This window comes from Winogradskyella thalassocola (assembly GCF_900099995.1).
Classification (GTDB): Bacteria; Bacteroidota; Bacteroidia; order Flavobacteriales; family Flavobacteriaceae; genus Winogradskyella; species Winogradskyella thalassocola.
Genome location: NZ_FNCZ01000007.1, coordinates 87,380 through 100,361, shown reverse-complemented (window position 1 = coordinate 100,361; position 12,982 = coordinate 87,380). Strand labels below are relative to the sequence as shown.

The following is a 12,982-nucleotide window of genomic DNA, read 5'->3' as shown; positions in this document are numbered from 1 at the left end:
CTGAGATTCTTCTCATTGAGATTCTTCGCTGCACTCAGAATGACATCATATAATACGATAACACAAATGGAAATTTTAGACTGGATACAAAATTGGCTTAAAGAGAATGCTGATGGCGAATGGGAAAAAGGCGATGCCGTTCAAATTACCACTATAGACAGTCCGTTAGGTTGGGATGTTGAAATTGATATTTCAAAAACATCTATTGCAAATCTTGAGATCAAATGGATTCTTAACGAAAACGGAAAACAAGATTGGTATGGAGTTAAAATTCAAAACCAACGATTTAGGGCAGCTGGTGACGCTAGCAAACTGACTTTTCTATTGAATCTTTTTAGAGAGATGATTGAAAAAATTGAAAACGAAGATTAGCACTTTCTTGACTAAACCTAACGTTTTTAGGAAAATAGATGACTCTCAAAACCGGAAAAATCGCTTCAAAACTATAAATAAACGTTAAATACTATTTTATATCTAACCGATTGTTTAGTTTTGTACCGTAGTTAGAAATAATGGCAAGAAAAAAACAATATAACGAAGACGACGTCGTAGAAAAAGCCATGAACCTTTTTTGGAAAAATGGTTATGAAGCGACATCAATGCAAATGCTCGAAAAAGAAATGGGCATTAATAAGTTTTCGATATATTCTAGTTTTGGTAACAAACACGGTTTGTTTCTTGAAAGTTTAAAACACTATAAAACGAAAGTGAGTGCGACGTTATTAAAATTTAAAAATGGCACGAATGGAGTTGAAGACATTAAACAGTTTTTTTACGACTCTATAAGTTCTAATTTTAAAGTTGGCAATCAAAAAGGTTGTTTGGTGACTAATACGTACAACGAATTTTCTGAGAACGAAGACCAACTTATAAAAGACGAAATGACATCTTTTATGGGGAATTTAAAAGCTCTTATTATAGAAAAACTACAGATGGATGCTTCAAAAGATGAAGACACCGTTATAAAACAAGCAAATTACTTACTCTTAGCAAAACACGGCTTAGCAGCTGCAGCAAGAGTGAACACAGCACAAGAAATTGAAGATTATATTGAAATGACATTCAAAAATTTATAATCCTTTTTTTTGACAAATAACTAAACGAACGTTTAGATAAATTTAACATTTACAACTAATAAAAAAGAAAAATTATGACAACTTTAAAAATTCACAATATCGAAAGTGCACCAGAAGAAAGTAAAGCATTATTAGAGAACTCTCAAAAAGCTTACGGAATGATTCCTGGTTTACATGGCGTTTTAGCTGGAGCACCAAAAATATTAGAGGCTTATCAAGCTTTACACCAATTATTTGTTGACTCTTCATTTAACGAAGAAGAATTAACAGTGGTGTGGCAAACCATCAACGTAGAACACGCTTGTCATTATTGTGTTCCTGCACATACAGGTATCGCAAAAATGATGAAAGTAGATGATGCTATCACAGAAGCCTTACGTAACGAAACACCACTTGAAAGTTCAAAATTAGAAGCTTTACGTACCTTAACATTAACTATTGTTAGAAATCGTGGTTATGTTACCCAAGACGATTTAGATGCATTTTATGCTGCTGGTTATGGTGAAGCACAAGTCTTAGAGATCATCTTAGGATTATCTCAAAAAACAATAAGTAACTATGTAAATCATATTGCAAATACACCAGTAGATGCCGGATTTAAAGCATTTACATGGTCTAAAGAGAATGTGGCTAAATAATCCCTATAAACTAAGCCACAGGTTGATTAATAGCAATAAGCCTTCCGTTAATTCGGAAGGTTTATAATCTTTAAAAATTACAATTATGATAAAAGTTTCTGTAATGTACCCTAACCGTAAAGACGTACAATTTGATACGGACTACTACCAAAATAAGCATTTACCAATGATTGCAGAACGTGTTGGTAACGCCTTAAAAGGATTAGAGTTAGATTTGGGTATCGCAAGTAGAGTTCCAGGAGAACTAGCTCCTTATGTTGCTATTGCACATTTAGTATTTGATGATGTAGCGTCTTTTCAAGAGGCTTTTGGCCCTCATGCAGCGACCTTTGCTGCTGATGTGAAAAATTATAGTAATGTACAGGCAGAACTTCAAATTAGTGACTTAATACAATTTTAATATGAAAGAGAAATTAAAAATAGATATCGTTTCAGATGTGGTGTGTCCTTGGTGTACCATTGGTTACAAACGTCTCGAAAAAGCGATTTCAGAATTAGGAATAGAAGACCAAATAGACATAGAATGGCAACCGTTTGAGTTGAATCCGAATATGCCGGCCGAAGGTCAGAATGTAATAGAACACATTACTGAAAAATACGGTTCGACTTTAGATCAACAAAGAGCATCTCAACAACATATGGCAGATGCTGGTGAAGAATTAGGTTTTAAATTCGATTATTTTGATGAGATGCGTATGGTTAACACCTTTGATGCTCATATTTTATTAGAATATGCTAAAGACTTCGGAAAACAAACCGAATTAAAAATGGCATTCACTAAAGCGTTTTTTAGCGACAGAAAAGATGTGTCTAAAAAAGATGTCTTAAAAGAGACACTTTTAAGTGTTGGTTTAAACGCAGAGGACGCCTTAGCAAAATTGGATAGCGAAGACGCTCGTTTGGAAATAAGAACCAAACAGAATTATTGGAAAGAATTAGGAGTCAACTCTGTGCCAACAATTGTGTTTAACAGAAAAAGTGCTGTTACCGGTGCGCAACCTGTAGATACCTTTAAACAAGTGTTATTTGAATTAATTGCTGAACAGAAATCCATCTAACGCAGCAGTTGGGTATATTCAAATTATTTATATAAAAACCGAAAGCATAATAATGAAAAACAACAGGAGAAATTTTATTAAAAACTTAGGTGTTATGGGCACAACCGGACTATTGATGCCAAACATAGTTTTAGGAAACACACAAGAAAATAAAAACATTATGACAAACACAACACGACCTAAAGTATTATTTTTTGATGTTAACGAAACGCTTTTAGATCTCACCCAAATGAAAAAGCAAGTTGGTGAAGCGCTTAATGGTAGAGAGGATTTATTATCACTTTGGTTTACGACGATGTTACAGTATTCATTAGTAACAACCGCAAGTGGTCAATACGAACACTTTGGTAATATTGGCGCTGCAGCCTTACAAATGGTTGCAGCAAATAATGGTATTACAATTTCTGAAAAAGAAGCCAGAACCGTCATTGTAAATTCTTTGAGAGGCTTACCTGCGCATCCTGATGTAAAAGCCGCATTGGCTCAACTAAAAAAAGACGGTTATAAATTGGTATCGTTTACCAACTCATCTAATGAAGGTGTAAAAAAACAATTTGAAAGTGCTGGATTAACCGATTATTTTGATGAACGACTAAGTGTAGAAGATATTGGAAAATTTAAACCATCTTCAGATACTTATGCTTGGGCAGCGCGTAAAATGGGTGTAAAACCTGAAGAATGTATGCTTATTGCAGCGCATGGTTGGGATGTTGCCGGAGCCGTTTGGGCTGGTTGGCGAGCTGCATTTATCAGCAGACCTGGTCAACAATTATTTCCATTAGCACCAAAAACTGAAATAGTAGAATCAGATTTACAAAAGGTAGCTGATGTTTTGGTGACTTATAAATAAAGCGTTTATTGAAAAAGAGAAATATATACTAAATAACAAAGGAGCTTTAATTAAAGCTCCTTTGTTGCTTTAAAATTTTAACCTTTCTAATTACACGAAATTATTCGAAGCGCTCGGTAATACGAAAAGGATACTTGCTTATAATTCGATTTTTTTCTGCAGAAAGTTTCTTATCACGACTGAATATATTTCTACGAATTACTGAATCTATCTTATCAAAATTTTCAGTTGCTCTCAATTCCCAAGCTGCTATTTTATGAGCAGACAACACATCAATATAATCTTGATAGGTTACATTATCTCCATAAATATATTCAATTATAGATGATTCATTAATATGACTTTTGAGCTTTTCAGGAAGCATATTTAGTGGAATCTCTCGATTATCAATTTTAATCCCTTCTGAAATATAAACGCTTAATGTATCTTGAAACTTCTGATCTTTATAAAAATCCCAACCTGGAACTCTAGGTGGTTTTCCGATTCTTGTAAAAGCTTCTTGTAAGGAAGGTGAAATACGTTTGTCCAATTCATTATTATAATAGCTTGCCGTCAATTCATCATTATTAGCTACTTCATAGACCAATCTCCATTGATTCATTTCCAAAAGTTGAACTTCAAATTCTTTAATATACTTAATAGGTATATTTCTATTTGCCCGTAATCGTACTAGCGTTCGACTAGAATAATACTGGTCCTCATTAAAATCTAATATTAATCTATATAAATCAGACCATTCTATTTGTTCATTTGCTTCATTAAATAAGCAAACGCGATGCTTCGAATCAAAATCCATTTTAATGACTAAATTATCATAATAATATCTACGATAGTTATCATTTAGGTATACACTAGACGGCACATCCACTGTTGGGCTTGAAGCTATCATAGACGCGTCCAATGATTTATAATCTATAAAATTAACACGACTAAGCATAAAAGTAAGCACTACAAAAACTATCAAATGAATACTTTGAATTTTCCAACGGTTCTTTTTAATAATGGTTATGAGCGTTTTCCATGAATCTAAATAAAGTACAATAACCAATAATATTGAAGGCCATAAAAAGTTATCGATAAATTTCGAGCCCATAAACTGAGAAGCAAAAACGCAAAATAAAAACCAAATTTTTGTAAACCAATGAAGAAAAGTTGGTCCTAAAAAAGCTTGGTCATTAAGAACTCTATTGCGCTTATTGTTTCTTCTTGAAAATGATTTTTGAGGCCTAGAAAACAAATAGCTAATACCAATAGAATTACCTATAACCATAGAAATTGCAGCGAAGAATAAATTGTATAATTGTCTTTCAGATTCAGGAATTATAATGGGTCTATTCTCAAAATTAAGAAATAGCATCCTATCCGTTTCTCGCAAAACATCATAAAAACTGTAGAGTATAATCGCAGATAATAATCCAATAATAAATGACAAAACAATTCTCTTCTTAGAAATTGATTTGAAGGTTACATGTGAATCATAGAAAATACGATTAAATTTCATAAGTGATAAGTTCTAACATATCAGTCTTACAAAAAGAATAATTGTTACGTCCTACGATTTAAAAATCAAATGATTATGAAATTCTGAAAAAGGATAAGAATGACAAATCTATTTAATCAAATTCTTCACCTCATCAAAATCCAAACCACCATAATTACCAGAACTCATTAACAACAAACTCTTGTTATCAAACTTCTGAGAGAACAAGAAGTTTTTAAAATCTTCTGGATTGGTGTAAATGATTAAATCATCGCGCCCAAAAGCATTCGCGATTTGCGTTTCTGTAACTTCTTCTAGTTTTTTTATTTCAACAGCATGTGGCGAATAGAATACGACCGCTACATCTGCGGCATCTAAAGCACCTTTATACTCTTTAAGGAATTCGGCATTTAAGCTACTGTAGGTATGTAATTCTAAACAGGCCACTAAAGTTCGGTTGCTGTATTGTTCTTTTACAGCTTTTGTCGTCGCCTCTACTTTACTTGGTGAGTGTGCAAAATCTTTATAAGCTACGCTTGTCTTAGATTCTGCAATTTTCTCTAAACGCTTGCTTGCACCTTTAAACGTAGAAATGGCTTCGTAGAAATCATCTTCATCAATGCCCATATGTTGGCAAATCCATTTGGCACCTGCTAAGTTATTTAAGTTGTGTGCACCAAAAACTTCAATTGGCATTGGACCTTCTGGAGTTTCTAATAATGTTTCGCCATCTTCAACGGTGTATTCTGGAGTTTTATATGCTATTTTTCGAATCTGATTTTCTGAAGCTTCCACGACACGCTTTACTTCAGAATCTTCTTCGTTATAATTAATACTTCCACCTGTCACAATAGAATCAACAAAAATACTGAACTGATCTACGTAATTCTCATACGTTGGAAACACATTAATATGATCCCAAGCAATACCACTCAACAAGGCAATATTAGGCTTATACAAATGGAATTTTGGTCGTAAGTCAATTGGTGAGCTTAAATATTCATCACCTTCTAAAACGATAAAATCATTGTCTTCTGTAAGTTTTACCATCACATCAAAACCGTCCAATTGTGCACCAACCATATAATCCACATCACGATCGTGATAATGCATGACGTGTAAAATCATAGAGGTAATAGTTGTTTTTCCATGACTTCCTCCGATAACAACTCGTGTTTTATTTTTGGCTTGTTCGTATAAAAATTCAGGATAACTGTAGATTTTTAAACCAAGTTCTTGGGCTTTTAACAATTCCGGATTATCCGCTTTAGCATGCATTCCTAAAACGATAGCCTCTAAATCTGAAGTAATCTTTTCAGGATACCAACCAAAAGCCCCAGGCAATAAACCTTTAGCTTCTAATCTCGATTTTGAAGGCTCGAAAATGGTATCGTCGCTTCCTGTAACTTTATAACCTTTATTGTGAAGTGCTAAGGCCAAATTGTGCATTGCTGCACCACCAATAGCGATAAAATGTACGTTCATAGTATCCTTAAATGTATACCGTAAAAATACTATTTATAATTCAGGATTTACAGCCAAACTATTAAAAAGCTTCGCTTTAGTACTAAAAAACTTATTCTGAATTTCTATAGCTTTTAGCTGCCCATCAATCAATTTAGACTCACGAGAATTCACCAAAAACAATGAACTTTCACCTAGTTGAAATTTACGTTCTTCCGCTAGTAGCATACGCTGATAATCCGAAACCATCTCTGTGGTGATTTCATTTTGAATGACGTAAGATTCTAATTCTTGCTGTAATGCAGTAATCTTATTTTCTAGGTTAACACGTGTGGCATTTATTTCGAATTCCGCATCTTGCATTTTAAGTTTTGCCAGTTTTAAATCACCACGTTCTTTCCGAAGAAATAATGGAAAACTCACATTTAATCCACCTTTATATTCGGCAGTATTAAAGCCTCTGGCAACTTCAGGCGCTTCAGACAAGAAATTATATTCTGCATTTATCTTTGGCAATAGCTTGTTCGTTTTTAGTCGTTTATCGACTTCCAAACCTTCTAATTTGTAACCTAAAGACATCATTTTAGGGTGCTCATCTAACAGCATATCCTTATCTTGAAGTTGGTTCATATTAAACGTCGCATCCACAATCGATTCGGTATTAACATCTGGAATAATATTAGGTTGTAACTCTACAGGAATATTATTCTCTAACCATAAAAAATTTGACAATTCTAAAGACGCTTTGATTAGTTTCACCTTAGATTGTTCTAAACCCAACTTTCTATTATTAACCGCGATACGCGCTTCTGTAGCATCAATTTCGGCATTTTCACCTAATTCAACTCCTTTCGCAACACCTCTGTAACGTAACTCTGCATTAACTAAAATAGTTTCGAATAATGCTAACTCGTTGTATGCTTTCAACCATTCAAAATACACCAAAGATGCCTCAAATAAGATGTTATTGACATAGATATCGCGATCTGCTTTGGCTTGTTCTCTAAATAGCTTTGCTTGTTTTAAAGCTGCCATTCTGTTATTAATCAATAAATCTTGAGCTAAGGAAACCGAAACTCCTGCACTGTATAAGCCATCATCGGGAACGAAAGCTTCAGGGTTTAAATACTGACCAGTGTTGTCATCGAAAGTGGCTTTCAACTCCACTCCATACCAAGTTGGTATTTTGAACGTACCATTTAGCCTTTTATAATACTCCGTGTTTTTAAACTCCTTGCGATTATAATCCACTTCAATTTTGGGATCGAAAGCTCCTCGGGATTTTAAAAGTTTTGCTTGACTTTCGTCTATGACCAGTTCGGCCTGCTTTACAATGGGATGAAATTTCTTTACAAATCCTAAATACTCATCAAATTGAAGAACATTAGATAAATCTCCTGTCTGTGAAAAACCAATAACACTGAAACCAATAAGAACAACTGTTAATATGTATCTCATCTGTTATTTATTTTTTGTATTTGCTTCACTTTCTGGCTTATAATAATTAGGAGGAAAACCGTTGAGCTGTCTCCATAGCTCATACCAAATAGGCACATCTTCTAATAATGCCATGGTGAATGCTCCAGAACCTGCTCTAATTTCTTTTGGCCATGCTTCTTCATTTTCATCTGGTGCTAATAGCACTCTAAATTTACCATTAGTGCTAATAAAATTCTCAATAGCTACGACTTTTGCACCATAGGTACCATAAGACACATTGGGCCACCCACTAAATATAATGGCAGGCCAACCATCGAACTGAACACGGACTTTAGCACCGACATAAAGAAGTGGCAAATCAATTGGTTTTACATAAGTCTCAACGGCTAAATCTATCATTGCTGGCATAATACCCACCAAAGCTTCACCTTCTTTGAAAGTCTGACCAACACCTCCTCGTATAGCTCTATTGATGTAGCCATCGTAAGGGGCTGTAACAAATTGTAAACTGTTTCGCATTTGATAATTTGAATATTGATTATCTAATTTACTCACTTGCGCTTCCGTATCGAACTGGCTGGACTGTGCCGTAAACTTGTCGCTTTGCGCTTTGGAAATCTTATCTGTATAGGTTGCATTAACTCTTGAAATTTCGAATTGTGCATTAAGAATTTCATTCTTGCTTGCCAATAATTTATTTTCTTGAGAGATAAGCTTGGCTTCTGTTTCTTGAAGTTTTAAACGTTTGTCTTCAACATCTTTAGTGGCTTTAAACCCTTCTTCTTGCAAGGTTACTGTTCTATCAAACTGACGTTGGGCAATTTCCTTGTTCGTTTTAGCGGCTTCAAAGTCTATACTATCACTTTGCACTTTTAACTTAGATTGCAATAATTTATTCTTCGCTTGCTCTAGTTTTAATCCACGATCACTTCCAAGCGCACCAATTTGCCGATTTAAAGCTTTTACTTTTTCTTCATAAGAACCTACAGATTGTGCTTTTGCATCACGCTGTTGACCTGTACGTGCTACCAAATTAGGATCGAAATACTCACTTTTAATTTCAGAGATTTTCATAATAGTATCTCCCTTCGCTACAAAGTCACCTTCGCGTACAAACCATTGCTCAATTCTACCTGGAATGGGAGATTGAATTGTTTGTGGTCTTTGATCTGGTGTTAATGTGGTGACATTACCCTTGCCTGTAATATTTTGCGTCCACGGCAGAAGTAAAATGATGAAGCCAACTATAGCAAATGCCGCTAAAAACCGATTAAAATATTTGTAATACCTACCGTGAAATACACGCTTACCTGATTTAGAATCAGTAATGTCCACAGATTTATGTAATTGATTATGAGATATATTTAACATGCTCTGTTTCTTTAGATTATTTCACCTTTTTTCAGCGTAATTACTTGCGTACAGCTTGCTGACCAATCATTGTTTCTACTTACAACGACTAATGCCCATGGATTAGCTTCGTCTGTTAAAAATTCAGTAATACGTTTAACTTCAGTCGGTTCAAATTGATCTAATGGATCTTCTAAAACAAGAACCTTTGGCTTATCAACTATAGCTCTTGCGAGTACTATTTTCTTCGCTATAGTGTATGAAATCTGTCTACCTTCGGGATAAATAATCGTATTTAAACCTTTAGGGCTTTCTTTTATGAATTGGTACAATCCTACATTCTCAATTGCCCACATTAATTGTTCATCTGAAATTTCGGGATTTCCAAAAGTGATGTTTTCTCTTATAGTGCCTTCAAATGGTGTTTCGTCTGCTAATGATAAACCTAGATGCGATCTATAATGGTTGAGATTGATATTACTTAGCATGTATTTATCTAAATAAATTTTACCACTAGTTGGTTCTAGAACACCAACAATTAATCGTAATAAACTTGATTTACCTGCACCACTTTCCCCTTTAATGAGTAATCTGCTTTTTGGTTTAATTCTTAAGGACACATTTTTAAGAATATGATCCTCTTTATTTGGCACTTTAAAAGAGACATTGTCGAGTTCTATATCAAAATCGTCTTTAAATTCTGGCCTATCCCCATCTTGAATTTCTAACTCTTTATCTACAATCTGTCCTACCTTTTCCAATGACGTAAGCACATCATAAAACGATTCTAAGCGAAGAATAAGTTTTTCTACAGAGGCAATAACTAAAAGAATTATGATCTCGGCGGCTACAAATTGACCAATATTCATTTCTTGATTAAGAACTAATAAGCCTCCGATTAGTAATAGACCCGCTGTAACGACAACTTTAAAACCTATCATTTGAATAAATTGAATGACCAAAATCCTAAAGTGGCTTTCTCTGGCAATTAAATAATCATTAACTAAATCATCATTTTTATTTAGGGCTAAACTCGTTTTTCCTGATAATTTAAAACTTACGACAGCTCTTGCGACTTCTTGAATCCAATGCGCCACTTTATATTTAGATTTTGATTCCATAAGGCTTGTTTCCATTCCTTTTTTAGCTGTAAACTTAAATACGATATAGATTAAAATGAGTAACAAAAACCCGAAAGCAATAAAAAATGGGTGATAAAATGACAATAGAATTAATGCAAAAACAATTTGTAAAATTGCAGATGGAATATCTACTAAAATCTTAGCTAATCCTTTTTGAATATTCAAAGTATCAAAAAAACGATTTGCTAGTTCTGGCGGATAATTATCACGTAATTCATTCATTTTAAATTTAGGGAAACGGTAGGTAAACTCAAATGATGCTCTAGTAAAAATACGTTGTTGAATCGTTTCAATAATACGCATTTGCATCAATTGTAAGATTCCTACAAATGCAACACCTACAGTTACAAGAATAACTAAAACAATCCAAGATGTACTCACTTGAGCTCCTTGTATTAAATTGATAATGGCTTGAATACCCAAGGGCAATGTTAATGCCAAAACCCCAGAGAAAATGGCATAATAAATCACTTGCCTAACGTCTCTTTTTTCAAGTTTCAAAAGACCAATTAGTCTTTCCCACGGAGACATCACTTCTTTAACATTCTTCATAACTTACTTCCTTATGGCGTTAATTGTGAGTTCTTTAAAAAAGTCTGCTGGAGTCACATCGTTATTGCAATCTGTAATTGATGTAAAATGCGTTTTTAAAAAATGTTGATGTAGTGCGCCTTCAACAATAGTACTTGCTAAGCTAGAGGCGAATTTATATTCGGGATTGATATTGAGAATCATATCTCGTAAGCGTTTAATCATTCGCTTATAAATAACAAAATAGCCTTCCTTGTTTTCGCTGTCAACCTCTTTCGTTAAGTACGATTTTGAATACTCATTAATAATAATTCTATTTAAAACAATCTCGTTTATATGTGAAAACATCACATCTTCTTCAATGGTTTTTGTGACAACATCAATGGCCTTGAAAAGTTGTTGCTTAGCATCTGGCATATTAAACGTTTCAAATACCATTTGGTATTCTATCCAAGCCCAATACCAAGAGGTTAAATAAAGAAGTAGCTTATGCTTACTTTCAAAATACCGATAGATTGAACTTTCATTAGATCCAATTACCACACCCAATTTCTTAAAGGTAAAGCTGTCAAAACCAATTTCATCTATTAAAAGAATACAATGTTCTATGATTTTCTTACCTAATTTTGAAGATTCCGGATCTTTAATATAGATTTTATCTGGAACTGAAATTTTTAAATTTGAAAGTAAACTCTTCATAATTACATTATTTAATTGCAAATATAATAGTATTACTATTAATTTTAAATAATTAACAAGAATTTATTAGTTCAAAAATTTTAGTATAATAAGATTAAGCAAAATTAGAACAGATTGTTAGAGGCTATTTATCAAGGCTTTCTCCTCTATAAACACATCAATATCTGGCAAACCAGAAATTGCTTTATTGATCCAAATCAAGGCTTCTACCTTATTGTTTTTATGCTTATAAATTTGCGCCAAACGATAATAAGCCCATTCTTTTGGAACTCCATCTTGAGCAGAATGATTCGCGAGATAAACTTTCAACATGTCTTCGCCTTTATCTAACTGAATATTATAATCGGCACAAACTTTTCCGATCTGATAATGCATTGCATTACGTTGGTGTTTATCCTTAGCTTCTTCTAGATTCCCGATGGCTTTTTCTGGTTGCTTTTGACCTTCGTAGAAATTGGTCAATTTTTCATAACAGGTTACAGAGCCACCAATTTTTATAGCTAGTCTGTAATATTTTTCGGCCAGTTCTGGTTCGTCATCGTACTCGTAAACATAGCCTTTTGCTAAATAACCATCGACTTTAGATAATTGCTCTAGCTGCTCGGCATATCTTAAGGCTTTAGAGAAACTACCCCCTACAATGCCTGGCAAGGATACGTACAACTCTACCAAAGCCCAACGTGTTTCAATATGATTCGGATCGAGTTCCGCAGCCTTTAAAAATGCCTCTTTAACATCACCAATAATACCTAATGCTTTTAGCTTACTTATACTTAGCGCTTTCATGCCTAACGCACCACCAAATTTATAGTGGTAATTTGCATTGTTCGGTTGTCTTTGGGTTAAGGTTTTATATTGCTCAATAGCGTCATCCCATTTTTTTTGATACCCATAAGCATCACCCAAAAGCTCAATAGCATCGTTATCACCAGAATTCGTTTTTAAAAACAAAAGCATCTCGCTTTGCGCTTTTTTATACGCTTTATTTGCAATAAAAGCTTCAGCCTTTTCCTTTGAAGTCTGAGAAAAACACATTGAAGTCAGTAATAAAATCCAGAAGAAACGATACATAGAAATACGGTTATTAAGCAAAAGTACAATTTAAGACTTAGTCGTAAAATCTTAATTTAATAACGTTTCCTTTCACTTACAAATTGTTTAACTTCACTCATTGAAATAAGACGTTCACTACTTAGTCCTTTTTTTGGAATACATTTTGAATGTATTTTGTAGAAACTAACAGAATCTGTTTGT

13 protein-coding genes are annotated in these 12,982 nt (G+C 33.8%); 6 read left to right on the top strand and 7 right to left on the bottom strand.

Annotated elements, in window-relative coordinates; all coding sequences use genetic code 11:
• Nucleotides 1-66 precede the first annotated feature (66 nt).
• From BLT80_RS15025 to BLT80_RS15000, 6 genes are all read left to right on the top strand, one after another.
• Entirely contained in the window at nt 67-372 is a 306-nt protein-coding gene (locus BLT80_RS15025; RefSeq protein WP_092469675.1) for an immunity 53 family protein, read from the top strand.
• A gap of 140 nt (nt 373-512) precedes the next feature.
• A complete protein-coding gene (locus tag BLT80_RS15020; protein ID WP_092469445.1) occupies nt 513-1,076 on the top strand; it encodes a TetR/AcrR family transcriptional regulator in 564 nt (187 codons plus the stop codon).
• Between the two features lie 74 nt (nt 1,077-1,150).
• Complete coding sequence (locus BLT80_RS15015) at nt 1,151-1,714, top strand: carboxymuconolactone decarboxylase family protein (protein WP_092469443.1); 564 nt, start codon at nt 1,151-1,153, stop codon at nt 1,712-1,714.
• Nucleotides 1,715-1,799: 85 nt separating this feature from the next.
• Nucleotides 1,800-2,114 (top strand): EthD family reductase, encoded by a 315-nt coding sequence (locus BLT80_RS15010; RefSeq protein ID WP_092469441.1) that lies wholly within the window; start codon nt 1,800-1,802, stop codon nt 2,112-2,114.
• A 1-nt stretch (nt 2,115) separates the two neighbouring features.
• The gene (locus tag BLT80_RS15005; RefSeq protein ID WP_092469439.1) at nt 2,116-2,772 is read left to right on the top strand and encodes a DsbA family oxidoreductase; all 657 of its coding nucleotides are present in this window, start codon (nt 2,116-2,118) and stop codon (nt 2,770-2,772) included.
• 52 nt (nt 2,773-2,824) lie between these two features.
• Entirely contained in the window at nt 2,825-3,622 is a 798-nt protein-coding gene (locus BLT80_RS15000; RefSeq protein ID WP_175455625.1) for a haloacid dehalogenase type II, read from the top strand.
• A gap of 100 nt (nt 3,623-3,722) precedes the next feature.
• Here BLT80_RS15000 and BLT80_RS14995 read toward each other — a convergent pair whose 3' ends face one another.
• From BLT80_RS14995 to BLT80_RS14965, 7 genes are all read right to left on the bottom strand, one after another.
• Entirely contained in the window at nt 3,723-5,123 is a 1,401-nt protein-coding gene (locus tag BLT80_RS14995; protein ID WP_092469437.1) for a hypothetical protein, read from the bottom strand.
• A gap of 108 nt (nt 5,124-5,231) precedes the next feature.
• Nucleotides 5,232-6,587, bottom strand: coding sequence for a UDP-N-acetylmuramate--L-alanine ligase (locus BLT80_RS14990; protein WP_092469434.1), 1,356 nt, complete (start codon nt 6,585-6,587; stop codon nt 5,232-5,234).
• Between the two features lie 33 nt (nt 6,588-6,620).
• Complete coding sequence (locus tag BLT80_RS14985) at nt 6,621-8,024, bottom strand: TolC family protein (RefSeq protein ID WP_092469432.1); 1,404 nt, start codon at nt 8,022-8,024, stop codon at nt 6,621-6,623.
• A gap of 3 nt (nt 8,025-8,027) precedes the next feature.
• Nucleotides 8,028-9,377: an HlyD family secretion protein gene (locus BLT80_RS14980; RefSeq protein WP_092469430.1), complete on the bottom strand. Its 1,350-nt coding sequence runs from the start codon at nt 9,375-9,377 to the stop codon at nt 8,028-8,030.
• Nucleotides 9,378-9,388: 11 nt separating this feature from the next.
• Nucleotides 9,389-11,050 carry a peptidase domain-containing ABC transporter gene (locus BLT80_RS14975; protein WP_092469428.1) on the bottom strand — a complete coding sequence of 554 codons (1,662 nt, stop codon included), beginning with the start codon at nt 11,048-11,050 and terminating at the stop codon, nt 9,389-9,391.
• 3 nt (nt 11,051-11,053) lie between these two features.
• The gene (locus BLT80_RS14970) at nt 11,054-11,728 is read right to left on the bottom strand and encodes a TetR/AcrR family transcriptional regulator (protein WP_092469426.1); all 675 of its coding nucleotides are present in this window, start codon (nt 11,726-11,728) and stop codon (nt 11,054-11,056) included.
• A gap of 117 nt (nt 11,729-11,845) precedes the next feature.
• Complete coding sequence (locus tag BLT80_RS14965; RefSeq protein ID WP_092469424.1) at nt 11,846-12,799, bottom strand: tetratricopeptide repeat protein; 954 nt, start codon at nt 12,797-12,799, stop codon at nt 11,846-11,848.
• Between the last annotated feature and the right edge of the window lie 183 nt (nt 12,800-12,982).

Excerpts from the sequence above, each read along its gene's own strand:
- BLT80_RS15025 (WP_092469675.1), top strand. The coding sequence starts at position 67 with ATGGAAATTTTAGACTGGATACAAAATTGGCTTAAAGAGAATGCTGAT.
- BLT80_RS15020 (WP_092469445.1), top strand. The coding sequence starts at position 513 with ATGGCAAGAAAAAAACAATATAACGAAGACGACGTCGTAGAAAAAGCC.
- BLT80_RS15015 (WP_092469443.1), top strand. The coding sequence starts at position 1,151 with ATGACAACTTTAAAAATTCACAATATCGAAAGTGCACCAGAAGAAAGT.
- BLT80_RS15010 (WP_092469441.1), top strand. The coding sequence starts at position 1,800 with ATGATAAAAGTTTCTGTAATGTACCCTAACCGTAAAGACGTACAATTT.
- BLT80_RS15005 (WP_092469439.1), top strand. The coding sequence starts at position 2,116 with ATGAAAGAGAAATTAAAAATAGATATCGTTTCAGATGTGGTGTGTCCT.
- BLT80_RS15000 (WP_175455625.1), top strand. The coding sequence starts at position 2,825 with ATGAAAAACAACAGGAGAAATTTTATTAAAAACTTAGGTGTTATGGGC.
- BLT80_RS14995 (WP_092469437.1), bottom strand. The coding sequence starts at position 5,123 with ATGAAATTTAATCGTATTTTCTATGATTCACATGTAACCTTCAAATCA.
- BLT80_RS14990 (WP_092469434.1), bottom strand. The coding sequence starts at position 6,587 with ATGAACGTACATTTTATCGCTATTGGTGGTGCAGCAATGCACAATTTG.
- BLT80_RS14985 (WP_092469432.1), bottom strand. The coding sequence starts at position 8,024 with ATGAGATACATATTAACAGTTGTTCTTATTGGTTTCAGTGTTATTGGT.
- BLT80_RS14980 (WP_092469430.1), bottom strand. The coding sequence starts at position 9,377 with ATGTTAAATATATCTCATAATCAATTACATAAATCTGTGGACATTACT.
- BLT80_RS14975 (WP_092469428.1), bottom strand. The coding sequence starts at position 11,050 with ATGAAGAATGTTAAAGAAGTGATGTCTCCGTGGGAAAGACTAATTGGT.
- BLT80_RS14970 (WP_092469426.1), bottom strand. The coding sequence starts at position 11,728 with ATGAAGAGTTTACTTTCAAATTTAAAAATTTCAGTTCCAGATAAAATC.
- BLT80_RS14965 (WP_092469424.1), bottom strand. The coding sequence starts at position 12,799 with ATGTATCGTTTCTTCTGGATTTTATTACTGACTTCAATGTGTTTTTCT.